We start from the raw sequence: 21335 nt of genomic DNA, 5'->3' as shown, positions 1-21335 counted from the left end.
CGAGCGTCGAGCAGCAGACGCCGGCCTCGCCGGTCAGCCGGCCGTGGACGTCGGCCATGAACGCCGCTCCCTGCTCGTGGCGCGTCGGGACGAACCGGATCGGTGACTCCCGAAGCGAAAACAGCAGGTCCTCGATCTCTTCGCCCGGAACGCCGAAGACCCGCTCGACGCCCTCGGCCTCGAGACAGCGAACGAGCAGGTCGGCTGCCGTTTGCATGTTCGACCCGTCCACACCGCTTGCCATTAATCGTCCCCCGTCGAAATCCGGCTGATCGGCCGGCCTCGACTCGCGCCGCTAGACGCTCGAGAGGGTCCAGCGCTGCGTGGGATGGCCGTTGACGGGGCACTGCTCGGCGTTTGCGCTGTCCGCCGTCGAGGCGTTGGCCACTTCGAGGACCTTCCCGTTGTTGACGTTGATAAGCTCGTACCCGCCGTTACCGGCGCTGTTTCGTTAAGCGTGAAAAGTGAGGCGGTACGATTTTGTGGTGCTCTATGCCAAAAACCGACCGCCTCAGTGGGTGTAGCGACTGGATCAATTTGAGTTTTGTGGAGCGAGAACGGACACCGCGTCAGCTGATGGAGCTCGGTATTCGACTCCATCTCGCTGGTCTCTCTATTTCGAATACAGTTTTAGAATTAGAGAAGTTCGGTGTCGAACGTAGTCGCAAGGCAGTCCACGATTGGGTTCATAAGTGCGATCTACAGCCGGCGGATGACGAGAAGCCGAATCACATCGCGCTTGACGAGACAGTGATTCAACTTGACGAACATCGTTATTGGCTGTACTCTGCTGTTGATCCGGAAACGAACAAAATTCTCCATATACGGCTGTATTCGACGACTACGACCGCGTTAACAGAACGGTTCCTGCACGAACTCACTGAGAAACATGATCTTGATGATGCCGTGTTTCTCGTCGATGGAGCAAAACATCTCCAGACTGCACTCCGTCAATCTGGGCTCCGATTTCGAGACGAAAAACATGGAAACCGGAACGCTGTTGAACGTGTCTTTCGTGAGATAAAACGGCGCACTTCTTCGTTCTCAAACTGTTTCAGTCATGTACAACCGTCAACAGCCGAATCATGGCTCCAAGCCTTCGCCGTCTGGCATAATGCTACAAACTAAACACGACCCCAGTCACTGTCGCGATCGATATTACGACTATTCCATACTACCTGAAGTCAGGCAGGTAGTTTCCTCATGCACGATGGACATTGGAATCAATTTCCGGTCTAAATCTCACAGAGGACTATGCATGACGAATCGACCTAGCCAAGTCCAGGGATGACAAAGACAAGCCACCGGTGTTCCACTTGGCAGATCGTGGCACCGGCAATCGGTACGTGCTGCCAGCGAAAATCGCCGACGAATCGATCATTCGACTCCTGCTGGCCGACCGCCAGCAGGAGTCGCTCACTGTCTCCACTGACGGCTTTCGAGCGTACGAACCACTGGAAGAGGACGACGCATTCGACCGCGAATACGTCGTCCACGGGGACGGCGAATACGTCGATGGTGACGTTCACGTCAACACCTGTGAGAGCCACGGATCGCTGGTGCGATCCTGGCTCTCTCCCTATCGAGGCGTCTCCAAGGACAAACTCACACTGTATCTTCGTGCGTTTCAGCTACACCGTCGTGTCTACCGAAAACCGGGGAAAGAAGCCTGAAAACCCTTCTCGAAACTGCACTCTGACTTACCAACAATCTACGCCACAAGAGCGATCTAGGGAGATCACACAGCAAAGCAGATCAATTGCTGTCCATTACCGCGACTACCGGTCGGTCCGCGTCCAGAAGGATCGATTGGGTGACGCTTCCGAATAGCGCCTTGCCGACTGGCGATCGTTTCCGTCCTCCCAGCACGAGATATCGGGAATCTACATCGGTAGCATAGTTCAGGATTTCTTCGGCGGGGTTTCCCGTTCGTCCGACCACTTCGTGCTCCCGCGAAATCCCCTCGGAAGCCCGTTCGGCGACCGTTCGAGCGATTTCTTTTCTGTCCTCATCCGTCGCCTTTTCATCGATGTTAATTTTCTCGTTGAGGAGATGGTCGTGCTCCGACTCTTCATACACGGACACGATGTGAAGCGATTCGTCAAAGCGATCGGCTAACGTCGCCGCTTCCTTCACTACTGCTTTCGATCTCTCTTCGTCATCAACTGAAGCAACAATCGTCATATCAGACTACTAGCTGTTGGAAGGCAAATAAATTTGGATTTGGTTGTAAAGGATTGACAGAAAGTAGCGCGTAGTGTTTTACGGACGGTCAAGACGGATGACCATCGAAGTCAGAAAGGAAGCTATCGCCTGACAATAGCTTCTTTTCGTATTTTCATAACTGTATAAAAACTCCAATGGTCGTCATTACTTGGAGCAGCAAGATAGGTGGCGTAATACTATTGTCGGCACTGGAGTGTTCCACGCCTTAGAAGTCGGCTAGGTGGATTCGTCATGCATATCCACCTGTGAAATTTATACGTCTGGTAATTTCGAGCACAGATGTGCATGAACAATCTACTGAGCCGACTTCAGCTCCGATGTGCATGAAAACCCACCTACCTGCCTGCCTTCAACTGAGTATCGTCGGTTCCAGACGGGAACGCTCACACCCATCCCAGGTCAGTCGCAGCACCAGCCGCAACAAGAAATCCCACGGCTGCTGGCACCCATACGGTTGCTTCATCTATTTCCTTGGCAATCCGCTTGCTGAGGCGCTCCAGCCGCGGATCTATCTGGTCATGTCCGAGGATTCGGACGGCGAAAAGCACTACTGCAGGAACGATCATGATGAGAGTATACGCTGCCAGCATGAGGACTCGCGACGGCCAGCCGATGTCCGATGTCGTGAGTATTCCGATCGCACCCAAGTAGGGTAGCATCATGGTGAGTTCCAGTACACCGGCAAGCAGCGCAAGTCCCATGAGACTGGCGACGGTCGACGATCGGTTGGCTACCCGCGTCCGCCAGCGTTCGGTTCTGTCGGCTGAGCCCTGCAGTTTCCGTTTGATCCAGAAGTAGGCGGCCACCGCGATCAATCCACTCCCAATGGCCAGTTGGAGAGAGAGTGTCATTGATCTGTCGAGGGTGTCGGCAAAAGTCGCGACCAGCGATCCTGCCCCTAGCATGAGTGCGACGCCGATCGCGAAGTAAAAGCAAGTAATCGTCACGGTATGCAGGGGGTATGGCTCAACTGGGGCGAGTACACGTGGGAAGATATTCTCGGAGATGCTGACCTCGAGGTAGACACGTTCCACGAGTTCGCTGATACGATCGGAATCTAACTCGGTGACCGACTGATGGCGATACGGCTAGCTTCAACCGCTTCTCCCTTGAGATAGTGTTGTCGCCAGTGACAGCCGCCTCGAGATTTTCACCGAACGCCCAGATAGGTATCTCTTATGCGGTGTCGTGAGTACCGAACGCCAATGCATCTTGAGACGAGTTCCTGGACCGATGTCGGAGACGCGACACCGACGGTAGCGCTGCTTCCAATCGGAAGTACGGAACAACACGGACCACATGCACCCGTCGGCACGGACACGATCATCGCCCGGGCAATGGCCGCAGAGGCCGACTAGCGCAGCGACCTCGACTCGATCGTCCTGCCGACCATTCCAGTTGGAATTGCGCCGTATCACGGTCACTTTCCGGGAACGCTATCGGTCTCCGCGGAGACGCTTCGACAGTACGTCCAGGACGTTCTCGACTCGTTGTCGGACTCGAGCGTCGAGACGGTCGTGTTCGTCAATGGTCACGGCGGGAACGGCGGGACGCTCGGGGACTTGGCCCGCAATGTTGCCGACGACCCGACAGTCGACCTCGAACCGTTCCTTTGGGAGTGGATGCGCGCCGTTGACGACCACGTCGGCCATGCGGGCGAACTCGAAACGTCTGTGCTCCTTTTCGTCTGTCCCGACGACGTCGGTGAGCTGGTCGACGGGGACGCCGCGGCGTGGGACGACACGGTCGACGGTGGGATCGTCCACCGGTTCACAGAAGCGTTCAGCGAGAACGGCGCGGTCGGTGATGCGACGGCAGCATCCGCCGAACAGGGCGAAGAAGTGTTCGAAACGGCCGTCGACGCACTCTGTTCGTTTCTAAGACAGGTTGATCAACGACCGACCACTGAGTGAGTCCTCCTATGAGTCAAATTTGATCGACTCAAGCCCGAACCGCAGTTCCGTTGGGTGGGGATCGTAGCCGCTTACGCCAGTGGCGGTCGCGACCACGTTCGCATAGTCGGTAAGAACGGTGATCGGCGCTTCCTCGACGGTTATCTCCTGTACTTCGTAGTAACGTTCCAGTCGCTCCTCGCGGTCGATGAGTTACGACGAGTTCGTCGGGCCGACCGTCCCGCCGTTTTCGACGACGACCGTCTCCTTCGTCGTTCGACCCGGGGAGAGCCCGTCGACGGCGGCCTGAATCGCGTCGAGCATGTCGATGCCCGCGTACACGCCCGAGCCGTGAGCGTCGGCGTACCACGTCCCGCCGGACGACCAGACCGCCGCGTCGTGGCTGCTGGCGTTGATAGGTGCGCCGAGTCCGGCGACTGCGTCCGCACCGAGGGCCGTCAGAGCGGCTCGTCGGGTCCACTCGGTCGTGTTCGATTCGTCGCGCTCGTCCGTCGCGGGTACCGCATCTGGGTGTGACACGATCGAACGAACTCGATACGCCCTCCTATAATTTCACACTCACATGTTGTGCAAGCTAAACACCCTCGGACGAAATCACGCGCTATCGACCGCCACGCGGCGCTCGTCGGATCGATGGCACGCTCGCGTGCCGGCACCCGCGCTGGTGGCGTCAGAAGACGCGGTCCGGCCGAATTCGCAGGATGACACGCTCTGATTCGATCGGCATCTGATACTCGTCGTTATCCGTGTACCGCCGCGCGAGTTCGTCGATGTGTTCTCGAGCGCCCTCGGTCGTGATCTCGTCGATCTCACCGATCACCGAGAGATGCTGGTAGGGGTCGTCGGGGTCGGTCATGCTGACGCCGACCCCGGAGTTGCGTTCCGCGTTCCGCGCCTTCTGGCGGTGGCGTTCGGTGTTGACCAGCAACCGGTTGTCGTCCGCGTCGTAGTCGATCCAGACCGGTGTGACGTGGGGGAGGCCGTCGTCGGTCAGCGTCGCGACGTGGGCGAACGTTTTCGTCTCGAACAGGTCGTGGAACTCCTCGGGTATCGAAGCCATGGGTGTCGTTCATCGGCCTTCGTTTTGGGTGTGGTGCTTTCACTGGTCACGAGCGACCGATCACTCCATTGAACGGGATCCGATCCAACTGTGTTGGGTGGTTTCAAGTACCAAGGGATGTCAATGACCACGCAACTGACGGCTGACGGCTTATGGATATTGGCAGTGTCCTTACCTGTATGACCGATCAGCAGCGATCGACTCGCCGACGAGTACTGCAACTAACAGGTGTCGCGGCGTCGACTGCGCTCATCGCCGGCTGTGGCGGCCCCGGTGGCGATGATAACAACACCACTGACGAAGGCGGAGAGGGCAACGAGGGGGAGACGGAAGACGAACCGGCCGACACGAACGAAACCGAAAACGAGACTGAGAACGAGACGAACGAAACCGAAAACGAGACGAACGAGACTGACATCGGCGGCAACGAGACGAACGAGACTGAGAACGAGACGAACGAAACCGAAAACGAGACGAACGAAAGCGGTAACGAAAGCGAGGACGGCGGTGGTATATTCGACTAAATCGGTTCCTGTCATCGGTCGACGACGGCTGTGCTCGACCATCACGATGGCGTAACCGTTACCGGGTCTCGCCCCCTTCCTCGAGTGATGACCGACGGACTCGAGGCGGATGTCGAGGAGATGGGCGAAATCGCCGAGCGACGGGACGAACTGGCGGCCCGCGTTCGCACACACGCCGGCGAGATCGCGCGCGAACTCGCCGTTTTCCAGGGCGGTGACTACGGGCAGGAGACGTTCAATACCGACAGCGGGAGCTGGACGCTCAAGTACGAGGCCGGCGACGTCCAGTACCTCAGATTCGACCCGAAATCGGGGTCGGAGATCTACGTCGTCTCGAGCAAGCAGCCACCCGAACCCGAGGCCCTCGAGACGGCGATGGCCGACTACGGGGCGTTCGTCGCGGCCTACAACGAGTACGTCCGCTCGTTCGAGGGGATTCTCGCGGACGTCTCCGACGAGTTCCCGGAGGCCGAATCCACGGCGGAACTGGTCGCCGAGCGGGACCGAATCGTCGACCGCATCCGCGACGTCTGCAACGCGATGGCGAGCCAACTCCACCGCTACGACGGCGAGTACGGCACCTACGCGACGACGATCTCGGGCACCCGATGGGAACTGAAGTGGGAGGAAGACCTCGCTTCCTACCTGCGTGTCGGTGGCTCCGACGGCGTCTACCTCCTCTCGCAGTACGGCCCGCCGGCGGCCCCCGAAGTCCGCCGATTGGCCGGCGACGTTTCCGCGTTCGTCGCCGACTTCAACGAGCACGTCGCCGATCTCGAGGCGGATCTCGCCCAGGTCAGTTTCGGTGACGACTAGCCGTTCATCGACCGGACGGCCCGCTTCGTCTGTGGATATCCAACGACTCGAGTCGACCCTCGTTCGACGGCTCCGCCACCGGTCGTCGTAACCACCAGTCGGACGCCACCGCGAGACGACTCTCGAAGCGATTCGGGAGCGGTATACAGTCGACCCAACCGCTCTATATGACACCTAGCAGGCGTTTTGTATCGGCTGCGCCTACGGGACGGTGGCGACGACGCTCGCCTGGACTACCATGGATGGCTCTGCTGACGGGATCGACGACGGAACTGCCCACAAGTACTCTTCCCCCACGGACGAGGCCGACGCGGTACTGTTCGATGCCGTCATCGTCCGATACGAGTCCGACGACGATCGCTGTACGCTCGTCCCGCGCGACGGCACCACGACGGAGAAACTGAACGCCTGGCTGACCGCGGATCTCGAGGCGGTCGTCGATCTCGACGACGCCCGGTGACGGCGGTCGCGGGCGTTCACGAACCGGTTTCCAACACAACCCGATCCCACCGCGAAGCGAGGCGCTATCGGTGTATCCCTCTCGAGAGGAGGCCGCCCGGAGTTAGACGTCGACGTACTGGTCGACCCACTCCTGGCGACGCTGGAGCGCGCGTCGGCCTTTCGGCGTCAGCGCGTAGTAGTTCGTCCGGCGGTCGAGTTCGCCTTTCTCGACGAGTTCCTTCTCGACGAGCGTGTCGAGGTTCGGATACAGTCGACCGTGTGTGACGGGCTGGTCGATGTAGCTATTGATGTCGTCGAGAATCTCCTGCCCGGACGGCCGGTCTTTCCCTGCGATCACGTACAACAGGTCGCGCTGGAAGCCAGTTAGCTGGTCCATGGATCACCCTCTGAGTGACGACGTTCACCGCTCTGTGGCTTTGTTATAGAGCGGATACGACGTCGCTCGAGCCGGAATGCGACCCGTAGGACCCGATCGACCGAGCACGTCCTGCGCCGATAGTCCACCGTCGACCGCGCGTGACGCCGCAGCCGTGACGCCGCGTTTTTGACGTTCACCGCCGTATCGGCCGCTATGCCAACCGATCCACTGGCCTGGGACACTCGCGAGCGCCGAGTAGCCTACTCCTGTCCGGGTTTCGATGTCGTTAACGAGTCCGTTCGACTCCCCGATGGCACGGAATCCGAGTTCGACTACCTCTCGGACGCCCCGAGCGTCTGCGTCCTGCCGTTCACGCCCGACGGAGACGTCGTCTGCATCGAGGAGTGGCGGCAAGCCGTCTCGCGAATCAGTCGCGGACTTCCCGTCGGCGGGGTCGAACCCAATGATGCCGGTCTCGAGACCGCGGCCCGGAGAGAACTCGCCGAAGAGACCGGGTACGAGGCCACGGAACTCGAGCCGCTGGTGACCGTCGAGCCGGCCAACGGGATCGCGGACTCCGTTCTGCACTTCTTCGTCGCCGACGGTTGCCGCCCGACCGCCGAGCAGCGACTCGATCACAACGAGAGCATCCGTCCGATGGAGCTTTCGCTCGAGAAACTGACCGACGCCGTGGCCGCCGGCGAGATTCGCGACGGACGGACGGTGCTCGCCGTCTCGTACTATCGACTGGTCGATCCGGAACGCAGCCCGGCCCGAAAATAGCGGACGGCGACGGCACTGGGTGCTCGACTGACGCGAGCCAGTGACGCCGTTCGGTTCCTCACTGCGTTTCGTTCAGTGTATCGCCCTCGATCGTCACCCCGTTTCGTTCGTCGCGTTAGCGGTTTCGTTGCCAGTCTCGTTCGTCGCGTTACCGGTTGCGTTCGTCTCGTTGGCGGTCGGCTGTTGGAGCGATTCCTCGAGACCCTGCGTTTCGCCGAGGGTGAGGGTGCCGACGGAGCTGTTCTCGACCGTCATCGCTCCCGCGGAAACCGACGAGACGGTCTCGCCGGTGGCCGTCTCGTTGTCGCCCGCGGTCGTTTCGTTCGCAGTCGTTTCGTTCGAAGTCGCGTTTTCACTCGTCGCGTTGTCTGCCTGCTGACTCTCGAGAGTGCCGACGGTCATCGATTCGAACGTAATGTCACCGACATCGAACTGCTCGATAGTCAGCGATTCGATCTCCTGGGTGCTCTCGTTCCCGGTTGCGGTATCGTTCGTCTGGTTCTCGCCGCCGCCGTCACCGCCGAACAGGTCCCCGACGGCGTCGGAGATGCCAGAGAGGATTCCACCGTCATCGCCGCCTTCGCCGACGGTCAGGTCATCGATCGTCAGTTGCTCGGCGTTCATGGACTCGATCGTCATGTTCTGTATCATCACGTTGCTAGCATCCTCGTCGAGCACCTGCTGGAGGCCCGTCGACGATTCGTTTCCAGTCTCATTGCCCGTTGCGGACTCGTTTCCGGTCTCGTTGGCAGCGCCGGTTTCGTTCCCGCTCTCGTTGGCGGCCATGCTCTCGTTCCCACCGAGTTCGTCGAGGGTGACGTTCTCGAGCGACAGCGATTCGAAGGCGACGTTCGAGATCATCACCTCGGATGACTGATTCCCTGCGGATTGGTTCCCCGCAGAGCGGTTCTCCGTGGATTGATTCTCGACAGACTGGTTCCCGTCGGTCTCGTTCAGTTGCTGCCGGAGTTCGTCTTCGCCGCCCTGCACGTCTAGCTGCTGGACGGTCAGTTCCTCGATCGTGGCGTTCTGGACCGTCACGTTCTCGAGTTCCAGTGTGCCGACCTGTACGTTCTGGAGTGTAACGCCCGTTTCACCCATGTCGTCGGCGTCGTCGGTCGCGGCTGTCGGCGTTCCACCGACGAGGGCAGGACCCCCCGAGAGCGTAACCAACAGCGCGACGAACGCGACACCGACCGTTCGCGGTCGTGAAACCATACGAACCGAGTTTCGGCCGTTTCCGGGCTAAAACGGGCAGACTGTTACGAGATTAGATCGAAGAAAACAGCCATTGTGACCGGCTGCACGTCCCGCCCCGGTTTTCTGTCCGGTCCCCTGCGACTCCGGTACTCTGCCGGCTTCCAAGCGGACCATTACCTGCCATTCCGCGTCGAAACCGTCGATTGTTGGTCCGAAACGTCACCGCGCCCTCGAGTCGTCGACGGCCGCTCGCGCTGCCACGTCTGCCACGCGCGTGCGGGTCGTCGCGCGATTGCGGCTGTCACTGCTCGAGTCGTAGTTCCCGCGTCTCGACTGCGTCGCAAGCCGGACAGACGAACTGATACCGGACCCGCCCGCCTGAGGTGGTCACGCGCCATCCACCGTCGGTGTCGATATATCCACACGCCGGACAGCGGAGCTCTGATTCGTCGAACTTCTCCCGGAGTTGCTCGAACGGCGAACGGTACACTGACATGTGCTATCTTACATCATGGTTGCATATAACATTCTAGCCCTTCGTTGAATCGTGTGCAGAGACGTACAGCCGAGAGCGGCGTTTGTCGATCCGAATCTCCGGTTCGTCGAGCACGACGTGATTCGGAATCGCGTTAACTGCCGGCTGGAGATCACACTCGAGACCCCCTCGTGGACCGTTTTTCGACTGCGTTCGACACCGAACGGCTCGAGTTCTCGAACGGTATCCGAACGCGATAATTCAGCGAGATGGGACCGAATACCGACCTCCATCAGCCGACTCGGTGTCCGCTCTCACTCTACGAAACTCGAACCGATCCAGTTGCGACAACAGCTGGAGCGGTCGATCGATGACATATCGAACCACAAAATCACCCCGCCTCACTTTGTCTGTCTCACGAACCAGCGCTTCTGCGGAAAGCGAAATACGTATCCTTATTTCGACTCGAATGTGATCTATTCACATTCCTCGAGAGTACGATCGATCCGAGATTCCGTCAGTGTACAACGTGCGAGACATCGATCCGTATCGTGAGGAACCGGGACTGCGCCAGGTAATTTTCCGCGGCATCGATCAGATGATCGGGTTTACGCAGATTGAGCCCGAGAAACCCGACACTGAGCCCCACACCCACCCATACGAACAGACGAATATGCTCGTCGACGGACGTCTCGACTTCCTCGTCGACGGCGAGGGAATCGAACTCGAGCCCTACGATACGTTGACGATACCGCCCGAGATTCCACACACTTCACGACCGATCGACGGAGAGACTGCGACGCTTCTGGCCTTCTGGCCGCTCCGAGAGGACCGACTCGAGGGAGCGACCTATCAGCGGGAGTTCCCCGACTTGTAGTCACTACAGAGAACGATCGATTGACCATCGATCCCCCGTTCGAAAGGGGGACGACTGTCCCGGTGCGTACCGCACAGGAGGTAGTGATCTCGGATTTGAATGACTGGCTCGGTCGAACGGCACTCGATTTCCGCTCGACTGGCAGTCGTCGAGGCCGTCGAGGACCGCTGTTCGGGAACCGATGTCGTCTCGTTCCAGCAGCGCGACCGCGACGGCGAGACCCGCGAGGAGTTCGCCGCCGGACTCGAGGCGGCGCTGACCGGCCGCCAGTTCGGCGCGTTACAGCGGGCCTACCTCGATGGCTACTTCGAGTGCCCGGTCAACGGCGGGTGAGGAACTCGCCCAGACGATGGGCGTCTCGCGGCCGACCTTCCACGAGCACCTGCGGACGGCCGAGGCGAAACTGTGCCGAGCGTTCTTCGGCGATGTATAGTGCCGATTCCGTGACAGTCGCGGCTCGAGACCTGTAGCTACGGCTTAGCCCCGAGAACGGCCGTGGACGGTCGTCGATATTTATGTAGTCGGTCGTGGGAGCCAATGCTATGCTCGCGTTCGCAACGCCGCTCCAGACCGGTGGTGGATTCCTGTACTGGGCGATCATCTTCTTCGTCCTCGCGATCGTCGCCGCCGCAGTCGGTGCCCGCGGCGTCGCCGGGGTCTCGATGGAGATCGCGCGGATCTTCGTGTTGATCTTCATCATCCTCGCGGTGGTCGCACTCCTGTTGTGATCGTCGACGCCGACCGGCGTTCGGACGGCCACGCGATTGCGGTGAGTCGCGGCTCACTCGGCCGTACGCGAGACACCACAATGTCGGCGGTTACTGGTCAGACGTGAATGTCGGCGGTTACGGATCCACAATATTTGGAAGATTGCGCAGATAACATGGACGTATTAATCTCACACCCCTCCTGCGATTATCCGAGCTAGCTCTCTCGCGGCGGCGAAACCGAAACCGGTTACGAGAGGATGAGAATACCTAACACTATGGGCGTCGTAGATAAGGGTGAGCATTTACCATGACTGAACTCGGTGGATTTCAAGATAGGGTCGCCCGCATCGATCTCTCGGACGGGGACGTCGCGTACGAGTCGATCGACGACGAGGACGCCGAGAAGTATATCGGTGCGCGAGGACTCGGGGTGAAGTACGTCTTCGACCAGGGGCCGGATGTCGATCCGATGGGTCCCGAGAACCTGCTCGCGTTCATGAACGGGCCGCTGTCGGGCACGCAGGTCACAATGAGCGGCCGGATCGCCGTCTGTACGAAGTCGCCGCTGACCGGCACCGTCACCGACAGCCACCACGGCGGCTGGTCTGGCGCTCGGCTCAAGTGGGCCGGTTTCGACGGCTTGCTGTTCGAGGGTGAGGCCGACGAGCCCGTATATGCCGTCGTCGAGGACGGTGAGGTCGAACTCCGGGACGCCTCCCACCTCTGGGGGGAGGGGTTCCACGACACGCGCGACGCGATCGGGGAGGAGGTCGAGGGCTCCTACGGCAAGAACCTGAGCATCATGGGGATCGGTCCCGGCGGCGAGAACGGCGTCAAGTACGCCTCCATCATGAACGAGGACGACCGGGCCTCGGGCCGGGGCGGCACGGGCTGCGTGATGGGGTCGAAGAACCTCAAGGCCGTCGTCGTCAAGTCCACCACGAAGATGCCCCAGCCCGCGGATTCGGAGACGTTCAAGGAGGGCCACCAGCAGGCCATGCAGGCCATCACCGAGTCGGAGGTCACCGCACCCAACGAGGGCGGCCTCTCGATGTACGGGACGAACGTCCTGATGAACATCGGCGAGGAGATGGACGGTCTCCCGACGAAGAACGGCCGCTACACGTCGACGGAGAGCATGCGCGACGCGGAGGGCGTCGACATCGACGCCGAGCGCGTCTCCGGTGAGAACGTCCGGGAGAATATCCTCGTCGACGAGCCGACCTGTCACTCCTGTCCGGTCGCCTGTAAGAAGGAAGTCGAGGTCCAGGCGATGCACAAGGGCGAGGAGATGAACGTCCGCACCGAGTCCTACGAGTACGAATCGGCGTACGCGCTCGGGCCGAACTCCGGCCACACCGACCGCGACGCCATCGCACTGATGATCGACCGCTGTAACGACATGGGCGTCGACACCATCGACGCGGGCAACATGATGGCGATGGCCATGGAGATGACCGAGGAGGGCAAACTCGAGGGCGTGGGCGAACTCGAGTGGGGCGACTACGAGACGATGATCGACATGATCGAGCGGATCGCCCACCGCGAGGACGACCTCGCGGATCTGCTGGCCGAAGGACCGCGCCGGGTCGCCGACCGGAAGGAGGCCCACGAGAACTCGCTGGCGGTCAAGGGTCAGACCATCGCCGCCTACGATCCACGTTGTCTGAAGGGGATGGGAATCGGCTACGCCACCTCGAACCGCGGGGCCTGCCACCTGCGGGGCTACACGCCAGCCGCGGAGATCCTCGGCATCCCCGAGAAGGTCGACCCCTACGAGTACGAGGGGAAGGGCGAACTCACCGCCCAGTTCCAGGACCTCCACGCCATCAGCGACTCCTTCGACATCTGCAAGTTCAACGCCTTCGCGGAAGGAATCGAGGAGTACGTCCTGCAGTACAACGGGATGACCGGCCGCGACGTCACCGAAGACGAACTGCTCGAGGCCGGCGAACGCGTCTACAACCTCGAACGGTACTACAACAACCTCAACGGCTTCGACGGCAGTGACGACTCGCTCCCCGCGCGCTTCCTCGAGGACGGCATCCGCGGCCAGGGTGCCAGCGAGGGCGAGTACTGCGAACTCGACGAGATGAAAGCGGAGTACTACGACTACCGCGGCTGGGTCGACGGCGTCGTTCCCGACGAGAAGCTCGACGAACTCGAGATCGATCTCGGGCCGGGAACCGGCGTCAGCGGCGACTCCGGTGCGGCAGTCTCGAGCGACGACTGAGGAAGACGTCGCTCTCCTCGTCCGTTATCTCGGTCTCTTGGTCGATGGTCATCATCTCAGCGGTTTGCCAACGGTGAAACACGATCTTTCTAGTTGTTATCGACCGCGAGAGGCGTCGACGGCGCATCGTCGGTGATGATGGCTATCTGCCATCGAACACTATCGGCTCGGCGACTCGTGTTCGTCGGCGGTTTCGCTCTCGTTCGCCCCGATGACGACCGGCTCCCGGATCTCGAGTGCCGTCTCGAACTCGTCCTCGCGGTCCGTTCGCCGGCCGATCCGCAGCAACTGCTCCTCGTGTGCCCGGCGGATAGCGGACAGTTCGCGGTCGGCCACGTCGATCTCGTCGCCGATCTCTTCCCAGTGGCCCCGGTCGACGAGGAAGATTTCGAGGCCGTCGCCCGCGTACAGCCGTTCGTACTCCCGGCGGTAGCGCTCGAGCCTCGGTCCCAACGCGACCTGTGCGCGTTCGATCAGGTCGGGCAGTCGGGTCCCCGGAACACTCGCCTTGGCGGCGGTGAGGAGAAGCACCTGCCCCTCGATCGGTTTGCCCGCCATTCACCCACCCGCGCGCATTGCCTTCTGTGCGAACCGCTCGATGAGCGGCTCGAGGCTGTCGTCGTCGCCCTCGAAGACGACCGTCACCTCGGTCAGTTGTAACGAGGGGCCGATGCCGACTTTCTCCGACGAGAACGTCGCCGTCCAGTCGTCCCCCGCGACGGTGTTTTCGGCGACCTGCTCGCCGCCCAGATTCGTCAGATACCGGAGCACGAGCCGTTCGGAGATGCCGCGAAAGGAGCGCTCGACACGGGTTACCATACCCGTGATTCGACCGCCGAACGGATAAAATCGCGTTCGGCGGTACCGGGAGAGCGGCCCGTTAGATGAGTGCGCGAAACAACGCGACGGCTCCGACGCCCCCACACAGTGACAGCAGGATGCTCTCCGTTCGCCACATGATCAGCAGGACGATGCCGGCTGCGCCCCACTCCGCCGGCCCGCCGGCCGCCAGCTCCGGCCCGAGGATCGCGATCACGATCGCCCCCGGCAGGACCGAGAGCCCGGCCTCGAGTCGCTCGCTCACGTCGATCCGCCGAAGGAGCCAGAAGCCGCCCACTTTCGTGACGGCGGTCACGAGTGCCATCGCGATGACGACGCCGACGACGAAGGGGTCGAGCGCGAATGGCCCCTCACCGATCATAGCGGACCACCTCCACCGCGGCGGCCGCGAGGCCGCCGAGCAGGATGTACCACTGCCCTGGAACGAGTTCCGCGGCGAGGACGGCGGTCGCGAGCGCGACGAGCCACGGCACGAGCGTCGAGCGCCCTTCCCAGAGTTCGGCCGCGAGCGCGACGAACACCGCCGCGAGGACGAAATCGATTCCGTAGCGGGACGGATCACCGATCACGCCGCCGGCGGTCGCGCCGACGATCGTCGATGCGACCCAGAAAACCCATATCGCGATGCCAGTCCCGAGGAGGAACGCGCCCCGACCACTCCCGGACGTGAGTTCGCGCATCGTCAGCGCCCAGTTCTCGTCAGCCATGAGCAGGAGACTCCCATAGCTCCGGCCCGGCGAGAGCCGCTCGAGCCACGGCCCCAGTGCCGCCCCCATCAGCGAGTAGCGGAGATTGATCGCGAGCGTTGTGAGGACGATCGTCGCGACCGGGAGCGGCTCCGCCCAGAGTTCGACGGCGACGATCTGGGCGGCGCCGGCGAGGACGGTCGCGCTCATCAGCGTCGCCTCCGCGACGCTCAGCCCGGCGCGGCGGGCGAGCATCCCGAACGCGATACCGTAGCCGCCCACGCCGATTGCGACCGGGAGACAGGTGAGAAAGCCGGCGCGGATCCCCTCCCGATCGAACGTCACGGCCTCGCTCTCGTCGTCTGCTGTGATCCGCGTCTCTCCGGCCGTCTCGTCCGACGATCGGCCAGCGGACTCGCCGGGGCCGGGAACGGGATCAGGGTCACTGCCGTCGGTTTCCGTCACGGTCGTCTCGAGTCGAACGACGCGTAAAGCGTTCTCGAAATCGCCCGCAAACGACAGGGGTATCGGCCGGACTGGTCACACCTGGTACGGATCACCGACCGTAGACGAGCAGTGCCACCGCGATGATTCCAGTAGCGAGTCCGTACGACGGACCGCTGAGAGCCGCCAGCGCGATCGCGAGCAGGGCGAAGACGACGCCGAGGAACAGACAGAGTTGCTCGGCGGTCGTCCGATCGTCGTCGCGGTCGACGAACCAGTCGAATCCCAGGTCGAGTAGCAGTTCAGCGACTGCGTCGAGCATACGCGATACTATTACTGAGTTGATAAAAAGACTGAGGGTTCCCCACACTCGGCCACGATCCGGGTCTCGGTTCCCCGCTAGCCGCCGGCGACCGGCGGGAACACCGATACCACGTCGCCCGCTTCCAGCGACGTGTCCACCCCCGCCATGTGCACCACGTTGCGGCCGTTTTTCAGCACGCTCAGCTGCGGCCGGATCGTTCCGTCCTCGAGTAACTGCCCCTCGAGGCCGTCGTACTCGGCCTCGAGGTCGGTGAGCACGTCGCCGACGGTCGCGTCGTCGTCAACGGTTCGCGTTCGCTCTTTCGCTCCGACGGCTTCCCGAAAGGTAGCGAAAAACCGGAGATCGATGTCCATACCCCATACTCGTGTTCGGACGCCATAAGTGCGGGCGGTGGGCCGACTCAGGCAGCCGAGGCCGCTGGCGATGACGTATATGAGATCGACTCGACGTCGGTGTTCGCGAGCGCGTCGTCGATGGCGCTCGCGCCGATCTCGCTCGCCGCGTCGGCGTCGTCGGCCTCGACGGTGACCGTCACCGAAAACTCGAGGGAGATCGTGTACGGGTCGAACGGGGCGGTCGGATGCTCGTACACGTCCGCGTCCGCGATTTCCCAGTCCGTGATCGTCCCGGCGGCCGCGAGGGACTCGAGGGTATCGGCGAGCGTCGACGTTGCCTCGTTGCAGGCGGTCGTATCGGATCCGCCGTGTAGCGTCACGAGCGTCGTCCCCGACCGGGATACAGCGAACTCCATATTCTCTCTAGTCTGGCCTGGAATTTCAACGCTTGGGATAGGTGTGCGTCGGCCGTGGCTATGGGGACGCTGGCTGTGGCGTGGGGGACGCCGACCGATCCGTCCCGCCGCCGAGTCAGTCTGTTGGTTCCCCAGCCCACCGCCCGCTATTCGATTCGGAACGGGACGCCGTGGGTCGAGAGTATCGCCCGCATCCGTTCGACGCCGCCGCGGCCGTCCCACCCCGCCTGCGTATAGTGTTTGTACGGGTGGCGGAGCCACGAGTACTCGCGATGGGCGAACACCTCGACGGTTCCCTCGCCGGTTCGAAATAGCGTGACGTGCAGTTGCCACGGTGCCAACGGCGACTCGCGCCGGACCCAGCTACCCGCCGAGCGTCGCCCGTCATCGTGGACCTTCAGGGAAGCGATCGGCTCCGGTTCGAACGCCAGGTCCTCGAGGATCGATCGGACCGCGTCTAGCCCGCGTTTGACGATACCGACGTACTCCTCGGGATGTTGCCGGCAGATGGCGTAGCCGCCGAAAGGTTCCTTGACCCGGTGGAGCGCCGGCAGGAGCCGACGGCGCACGCGGGTGGTCAGGTCGATTGTGTCCGTCCCGTCCGGCGTCGTCCTGTCGATCGTCGCCACACGTTCTACTCTCGAATACAGCCACAAAATTGTTATTGTCCAATATATCTCATTTCCGTTGGTGAAGGTCGGAGAAACGGGTCTGTGGACGGTACTAGCCGACAATAGAGAGATATAGTACTATATATGGAACTGATAGGTATCGGTGATAGCGGATCAACCGGCGGCAAGGCCGCCGGCCGTCACAGATCCTGCAACCGAATGCCGTCCGCGACCAACCGTGCGTTTCGCTCCCGATCGAGGCGGTCGCCGAGTTCGTCGTGCGCGTGGAGTTGCGCGATCACGTCGGCGTACAGCGTCCGCCACGCGATCGCGTAGATCGGCGACTGCCCCCACGCCCGCAGTTCGGGGACGAACGCGTCGTAGGTCTCGTAGCGCTCTTCGAAGCGGTCGATCGCCTCGAGCACTTTCCCGGCGGCCTCGCGCTCGTCGTCGGCCTCTGCGATGACCCGATTGAGTTGCTCTTCCCAGCCCGCAACGGCCTTCTGCATGTCTGACGCCGCGCTCTCGTCGTCTTCCGGCAGTCGCTCGAGGATCGGTTCCGGAACGCCAAGGGTAATTTCGTCCATGCGACGGTATATGGAGTCGACCGGCATGAACGTGGTCCCCGATTCGGTGGCAATGGTCTAGTCGTATATATCACTCAACAGTTATACTTGTGCCAGTCGTCCAACGAACGGTACAACGATGGATCGAGAGCATTCGTGTCTCACGCTCGGCTGATCAATCGACGTGCGGTGGCACACGCTGGGCCGCGGTGAACTGCGAGGCCTGAACGAAGTGACGGCCTCGATGATGTGAGCGGAGACCGCAGGGAGCCGCGAACCACTGTGAACCGCGGCACGAAACCTGCGCGAGGTCTTCGTGAGTAGTGCGGGACCGGAGGCCCCGCGAACCATCCAAACGGCGCGTAACGCCCGTGAGGAGAAATCGGTTGGGGAGGGCGTGGCAATTCCGTGTTGTCGCGATAGCAGGGTACTTCGTTTCCCCTCACTCTCTTCGACTCCCCGTTCAGTAAATATCCGTCTTGATGAATACTGGCCTTCGATTGAACGAATGAGTATTCCACAGCGCACCGCCAAACTCTCCTCTCTTGTTTACGGCCACGTCGCCAGCATGATCTCGTCGACGAACTCACCCTCGAGACGGTACTGGCCCTCGTGCTCGCCCTCGCGTTGCCAGCCGTTCTCCTCGAGGAACTCGATCGCGGCCTCGTTGGTCGCCGGCAGGTTCTGGTAGAGCTTCCGGTAGCCGGCGTCGGACGCCCACTCGAGGCCGTACTCGAGCAACGACGACCCGATCCCCTGACGCCGAAATTCGGGATCGACCCCGACGGTCACTTCGGCCGTGTGCCGAAGCGGTTGGAGTTCGGGAGCGTCGAGGTGGAGCCAGCCGACGACCTCGCGGTCCCCTGTCGATGCGTCCTCTTCCGGCTTGGCGCTCACCTCCGATTCGGCGTCCTCGTCCGCCTCGACATCGTCTGCAACTGATTCTTGCCCATGGATCGCGACGAACACGATCCGAGATCGTTCCTCGTTCGCCCGGACGAGCGCTCGCTCGCGCTCGAGTTCCGTCGCGACGTTCTCGGCGACGACGTACGTCCCGTCGTCGGCGACCGTCCGCATCGTCTCGACGACGCCCGCCCGATCCTCCTCGCGCGCTGGTCGAATGGTGACGACACCGTCCTCGCACTCGAGGGCCGTCGTCGTCGCCGAGAGCGCAACTCGGAGCCTCCCATCGTTCTCCGTCAGGTAACCGTCGGCTCGCAGCGCCTCGAGCGCCGCTCGGAGGTCGTCCGGTGCGGGCGGTACCGTTTCGGTATACGCACCCGATCGGGCGGGTTTCGAGTGGGCTTGACCGCCGTCGATCTCGATCGACCTGGCTAACTCGGCCGGCGTGACGGCACCGTTCCGCTCGACGTACTCGTATACTCGTCGCTGGATATCGCTCTCGAACGAGTCCGTCGGATACATGCTCATACGGACGACCCCGCCAACTGACGGCATTAGTATGCGATCCGTATCGATCGCTGCCCGCGAGCACCCGCTGCGAAGCGACCCATTGCTCGTCAGCTCGAGTCGTTTCGACGGTTCCTCACGCCGGTCACGTCGGGCCAATCTCGCGTTAGGCGTCGTGGTCTCTTCGACCGAGGGCGACAGTCGAGCAGCGTGATTTGATATAGTGGCATATCATTTACCGAGGGTGGACGAGCGGGTGTTACTGGACTCGAGTCACAGTTGGACGAGATACGGGAGACCGCAACAGATTCATCGACTCACACTGGGAACGGTCCGTCCGAGCACCGAACTGAACGAGTGCTCAAGCGTCTGTCTCCGAACGGACGCTGCGTGTTCGTCCGACCGAGACTGCTCCAATCCGATATCGATCGCTCGCGTCGATGGTCCAGTGAGTATTCGCCTCGAGCCGGGGTCACTGACTCCTGTCTTTGGGGTGCGTATTCGGTCGGGCTCAGCACGAAGAACGGTGTCCGTCTCGCGCGGGTGAAAACCCGTTCGGTTCCACTTCTCGAGAACGGAGCGCAGTGACGCAGTCGACTCGGTAGTCACTCTTTACACGGCTGCGGGTTTCAGAAGACGGCGTCGCGACTGGCCGGGGGTGAGCTCGAGTATCGTCTCCCTGCGAGGCATCCACACGGCCGAGACTCCCGTGTCCGTGCCCGAGAACCCGGCACTTTCACGGCCGCAAACCGGGGGTATACGCGATCAACAACCTGTTCGCGATCAGCTGATCAGTCGATTTTTCGCTCGTTTCGGCTCGATTTCGACTCCAAGCGATTCGCGATGGTCCCGCTCTCCTACTGGACACCTCCCCACGACCGACAGTGTACGGTTAGATCACTGGGCTCGCAGCTCACCCATCTCGAGTCTCGTCCCGATCGGGCAGCGCGAGCGTTCGGGCGGGAGTGACCGGAGACCATTTCGACCGCCATACCGTTGCTCGCTCGGAGAGTCGCCGCATCATCGTTGGCCGGTCTGCTGTGTTTGTCGGCGGAGATGACCCGGATTTCGACGACCGCCGTTTTGGCAACCGCCATTCCGGAGACCGCAATCCCCGAGCCGATCGATGAAAGAGCTCGCTTCGTTTCCGATACTCGCGGTCCCACCGGGTGACGAACCGACGTTCCCCGCTTGTCGTCGAGTTCGTGACGGACGGGTCGGCAACGCTGCAATAATCCGCCGATTCAGGCCTGTACACGCACCGTATCGCCAGTTCCCACGCGTGCTACCGGCTACGCGCTTTCTCCCTCCATAAATTGTATGGTGCGATACTGAATCGGGGCCGGTTTCGGAAGTTTCGGAACCGGCCCGGCGTCGTTTAATATCCTCGAGACCCAACCGATTCGGTGTGATCGTCGACGGCCGCGTCCTGCGCGAGGATTTCGTGCCGAGCGAGGTGGTCCACCGCCACGACGAGGTGAACCTCCTCTCGGAGAGCCTCGAGCCGCTGCTGTCCGACGGCCGACCGGATCCGGCCTTCCTCTTCGGGCCGACGGGCGTCGGCAAGACCTGCATCGCCCGGTACACGCTGGCCCAGTTGCGCGAACAGGAGCCGGCGGTGCGGGTCGCCTACGTCAACTGCTGGCAGGAGTACACGCGGTTTCGGGTCCTCTATCGGATCCTCGAGGGGGTCGACCGAGCCGTCGACGTCCACCGTTCGACGCCGAAAGACGAGCTGTTCGAGCGGCTCTCCCGGACCGACGACGAGCCGATCGTCGTTATTCTGGACGAGGTCGACCAGTTAGAGGAGACGAGCGCGCTGTACGACCTCCACCGATTGGGCCACGTCTCGCCCGTGTTGATCGCCAACCGCGAGGAAGAGCTGTTCGCGAGCTTCGACGATCGGGTGCGCTCGCGGTTTCACGCCGGCACTCGGGTCCGGTTCGACCGGTACGGCACCGACGAACTCGCGGCGATCCTCGCCGAACGAGCCGAGAAGGCCCTCGAGCCGGGCGTGGTGACCGAGTCCCAGCTACGGACGGTCGCCGACGCCGCCTCGGGCGAC

Annotated in this window: 27 protein-coding genes and 5 pseudogenes; 12 read left to right on the top strand and 20 right to left on the bottom strand. The window is 61.9% G+C overall.

Going from position 1 to position 21335, the window contains the following annotated elements:
• The coding region (locus PGX04_RS09715) for a thiamine pyrophosphate-binding protein (RefSeq protein WP_273738316.1) at nucleotides 1–217 on the bottom strand (217 nt) is incomplete at its 3' end.
• Between the two features lie 78 nt (nucleotides 218–295).
• Nucleotides 296–430 (bottom strand): annotated as a pseudogene (locus tag PGX04_RS09710) (RICIN domain-containing protein); the annotation flags it as partial.
• A 62-nt stretch (nucleotides 431–492) separates the two neighbouring features.
• On the opposite strand from PGX04_RS09710, the gene PGX04_RS09705 reads away from it, so the two are divergent.
• The gene (locus PGX04_RS09705; protein ID WP_273738315.1) at nucleotides 493–1128 is read left to right on the top strand and encodes an IS6 family transposase; all 636 of its coding nucleotides are present in this window, start codon (nucleotides 493–495) and stop codon (nucleotides 1126–1128) included.
• A gap of 161 nt (nucleotides 1129–1289) precedes the next feature.
• Nucleotides 1290–1699: pseudogene (locus PGX04_RS09700) on the top strand (transposase); the annotation flags it as partial.
• Between the two features lie 56 nt (nucleotides 1700–1755).
• Here PGX04_RS09700 and PGX04_RS09695 read toward each other — a convergent pair.
• Complete coding sequence (locus PGX04_RS09695) at nucleotides 1756–2184, bottom strand: universal stress protein (protein ID WP_273738314.1); 429 nt, start codon at nucleotides 2182–2184, stop codon at nucleotides 1756–1758.
• Nucleotides 2185–2609: 425 nt separating this feature from the next.
• Complete coding sequence (locus tag PGX04_RS09690) at nucleotides 2610–3260, bottom strand: GAP family protein (RefSeq protein ID WP_273738313.1); 651 nt, start codon at nucleotides 3258–3260, stop codon at nucleotides 2610–2612.
• 144 nt (nucleotides 3261–3404) lie between these two features.
• Between PGX04_RS09690 and PGX04_RS09685 the strand changes: the two are divergent.
• A pseudogene (locus PGX04_RS09685) lies at nucleotides 3405–4139 on the top strand (creatininase family protein).
• Nucleotides 4140–4331: 192 nt separating this feature from the next.
• Here the strand turns inward: PGX04_RS09685 and PGX04_RS09680 are convergent.
• Together PGX04_RS09680 and PGX04_RS09675 are read right to left on the bottom strand one after the other, a co-directional pair.
• The gene (locus tag PGX04_RS09680) at nucleotides 4332–4658 is read right to left on the bottom strand and encodes a hypothetical protein (protein WP_273738312.1); all 327 of its coding nucleotides are present in this window, start codon (nucleotides 4656–4658) and stop codon (nucleotides 4332–4334) included.
• A gap of 151 nt (nucleotides 4659–4809) precedes the next feature.
• Nucleotides 4810–5199: a PPOX class F420-dependent oxidoreductase gene (locus PGX04_RS09675; RefSeq protein ID WP_273738311.1), complete on the bottom strand. Its 390-nt coding sequence runs from the start codon at nucleotides 5197–5199 to the stop codon at nucleotides 4810–4812.
• Nucleotides 5200–5378: 179 nt separating this feature from the next.
• On the opposite strand from PGX04_RS09675, the gene PGX04_RS09670 reads away from it, so the two are divergent.
• The 3 genes from PGX04_RS09670 (at nucleotide 5379) to PGX04_RS09660 (ending at nucleotide 6999) form a co-directional block, all read left to right on the top strand.
• Entirely contained in the window at nucleotides 5379–5723 is a 345-nt protein-coding gene (locus tag PGX04_RS09670; RefSeq protein ID WP_273738310.1) for a hypothetical protein, read from the top strand.
• Between the two features lie 87 nt (nucleotides 5724–5810).
• Complete coding sequence (locus PGX04_RS09665; protein ID WP_273738309.1) at nucleotides 5811–6539, top strand: profilin-fold protein; 729 nt, start codon at nucleotides 5811–5813, stop codon at nucleotides 6537–6539.
• A gap of 211 nt (nucleotides 6540–6750) precedes the next feature.
• A complete protein-coding gene (locus tag PGX04_RS09660; RefSeq protein WP_273738308.1) occupies nucleotides 6751–6999 on the top strand; it encodes a DUF7511 domain-containing protein in 249 nt (82 codons plus the stop codon).
• Between the two features lie 102 nt (nucleotides 7000–7101).
• Here the strand turns inward: PGX04_RS09660 and PGX04_RS09655 are convergent, their stop codons facing one another.
• On the bottom strand, nucleotides 7102–7377 hold the full coding sequence (locus tag PGX04_RS09655; protein WP_090622019.1) for a PadR family transcriptional regulator: 276 nt from the start codon (nucleotides 7375–7377) through the stop codon (nucleotides 7102–7104).
• A 195-nt stretch (nucleotides 7378–7572) separates the two neighbouring features.
• Between PGX04_RS09655 and PGX04_RS09650 the strand changes: the two genes are divergently transcribed.
• Nucleotides 7573–8142: an NUDIX hydrolase gene (locus PGX04_RS09650; protein ID WP_273738307.1), complete on the top strand. Its 570-nt coding sequence runs from the start codon at nucleotides 7573–7575 to the stop codon at nucleotides 8140–8142.
• A 93-nt stretch (nucleotides 8143–8235) separates the two neighbouring features.
• Here PGX04_RS09650 and PGX04_RS09645 read toward each other — a convergent pair whose 3' ends face one another.
• From PGX04_RS09645 to PGX04_RS09635, 3 genes and pseudogenes are all read right to left on the bottom strand, one after another.
• On the bottom strand, nucleotides 8236–9360 hold the full coding sequence (locus PGX04_RS09645; protein WP_273738306.1) for a hypothetical protein: 1125 nt from the start codon (nucleotides 9358–9360) through the stop codon (nucleotides 8236–8238).
• 283 nt (nucleotides 9361–9643) lie between these two features.
• Complete coding sequence (locus tag PGX04_RS09640; RefSeq protein ID WP_273738305.1) at nucleotides 9644–9838, bottom strand: HVO_0649 family zinc finger protein; 195 nt, start codon at nucleotides 9836–9838, stop codon at nucleotides 9644–9646.
• 42 nt (nucleotides 9839–9880) lie between these two features.
• Nucleotides 9881–10194 (bottom strand): annotated as a pseudogene (locus PGX04_RS09635) (transposase domain-containing protein); the annotation flags it as partial.
• A gap of 143 nt (nucleotides 10195–10337) precedes the next feature.
• Here PGX04_RS09635 and PGX04_RS09630 point away from each other — a divergent pair.
• The 4 genes and pseudogenes from PGX04_RS09630 to PGX04_RS09615 all read left to right on the top strand — a co-directional run bounded on the left by PGX04_RS09630 (nucleotide 10338) and on the right by PGX04_RS09615 (nucleotide 13637).
• Nucleotides 10338–10694: a cupin domain-containing protein gene (locus PGX04_RS09630; RefSeq protein WP_273738304.1), complete on the top strand. Its 357-nt coding sequence runs from the start codon at nucleotides 10338–10340 to the stop codon at nucleotides 10692–10694.
• Nucleotides 10695–10835: 141 nt separating this feature from the next.
• A pseudogene (locus PGX04_RS09625) lies at nucleotides 10836–11127 on the top strand (helix-turn-helix domain-containing protein); the annotation flags it as partial.
• Nucleotides 11128–11236: 109 nt separating this feature from the next.
• Nucleotides 11237–11422, top strand: a complete 186-nt coding sequence (locus PGX04_RS09620) for a DUF1328 family protein (RefSeq protein WP_273738303.1) — start codon at nucleotides 11237–11239, stop codon at nucleotides 11420–11422.
• A 289-nt stretch (nucleotides 11423–11711) separates the two neighbouring features.
• On the top strand, nucleotides 11712–13637 hold the full coding sequence (locus PGX04_RS09615) for an aldehyde ferredoxin oxidoreductase family protein (RefSeq protein WP_273738302.1): 1926 nt from the start codon (nucleotides 11712–11714) through the stop codon (nucleotides 13635–13637).
• A gap of 159 nt (nucleotides 13638–13796) precedes the next feature.
• Here PGX04_RS09615 and PGX04_RS09610 read toward each other — a convergent pair whose 3' ends face one another.
• From PGX04_RS09610 to PGX04_RS09565, 10 genes are all read right to left on the bottom strand, one after another.
• Nucleotides 13797–14195, bottom strand: a complete 399-nt coding sequence (locus tag PGX04_RS09610; RefSeq protein WP_273738301.1) for a DUF8048 family protein — start codon at nucleotides 14193–14195, stop codon at nucleotides 13797–13799.
• Nucleotides 14196–14456 carry a MoaD-like domain-containing protein gene (locus PGX04_RS09605; RefSeq protein ID WP_273738300.1) on the bottom strand — a complete coding sequence of 87 codons (261 nt, stop codon included), beginning with the start codon at nucleotides 14454–14456 and terminating at the stop codon, nucleotides 14196–14198.
• Nucleotides 14457–14517: 61 nt separating this feature from the next.
• Nucleotides 14518–14838: an AzlD family protein gene (locus PGX04_RS09600; RefSeq protein ID WP_273738299.1), complete on the bottom strand. Its 321-nt coding sequence runs from the start codon at nucleotides 14836–14838 to the stop codon at nucleotides 14518–14520.
• Nucleotides 14828–15628, bottom strand: coding sequence for an AzlC family ABC transporter permease (locus PGX04_RS09595; RefSeq protein WP_273738298.1), 801 nt, complete (start codon nucleotides 15626–15628; stop codon nucleotides 14828–14830). Before PGX04_RS09595 ends, PGX04_RS09600 begins: the two co-directional genes overlap by 11 nt.
• Before the next feature lie 91 nt (nucleotides 15629–15719).
• Complete coding sequence (locus tag PGX04_RS09590; protein ID WP_273738297.1) at nucleotides 15720–15929, bottom strand: hypothetical protein; 210 nt, start codon at nucleotides 15927–15929, stop codon at nucleotides 15720–15722.
• Between the two features lie 77 nt (nucleotides 15930–16006).
• Nucleotides 16007–16285, bottom strand: a complete 279-nt coding sequence (locus PGX04_RS09585; protein ID WP_273738296.1) for a ubiquitin-like small modifier protein 1 — start codon at nucleotides 16283–16285, stop codon at nucleotides 16007–16009.
• A 47-nt stretch (nucleotides 16286–16332) separates the two neighbouring features.
• The gene (locus PGX04_RS09580) at nucleotides 16333–16683 is read right to left on the bottom strand and encodes a hypothetical protein (RefSeq protein ID WP_273738295.1); all 351 of its coding nucleotides are present in this window, start codon (nucleotides 16681–16683) and stop codon (nucleotides 16333–16335) included.
• A gap of 146 nt (nucleotides 16684–16829) precedes the next feature.
• A complete protein-coding gene (locus PGX04_RS09575; RefSeq protein WP_273738294.1) occupies nucleotides 16830–17312 on the bottom strand; it encodes a hypothetical protein in 483 nt (160 codons plus the stop codon).
• A gap of 182 nt (nucleotides 17313–17494) precedes the next feature.
• Entirely contained in the window at nucleotides 17495–17881 is a 387-nt protein-coding gene (locus tag PGX04_RS09570) for a DUF7971 family protein (protein WP_273738293.1), read from the bottom strand.
• Nucleotides 17882–18409: 528 nt separating this feature from the next.
• A complete protein-coding gene (locus PGX04_RS09565) occupies nucleotides 18410–19291 on the bottom strand; it encodes a GNAT family N-acetyltransferase (protein WP_273738292.1) in 882 nt (293 codons plus the stop codon).
• 1387 nt (nucleotides 19292–20678) lie between these two features.
• Here PGX04_RS09565 and PGX04_RS09560 point away from each other — a divergent pair.
• Nucleotides 20679–21335, top strand: a 657-nt coding sequence (locus PGX04_RS09560) for a Cdc6/Cdc18 family protein (protein WP_273738291.1), incomplete at its 3' end; no start/stop codon positions are given.

It is taken from the genome of Natrinema soli (assembly GCF_028618695.1).
The sequence above is the reverse complement of the archived record's forward strand: the minus strand, read 5'-3'. Positions and strand labels throughout refer to the sequence as shown.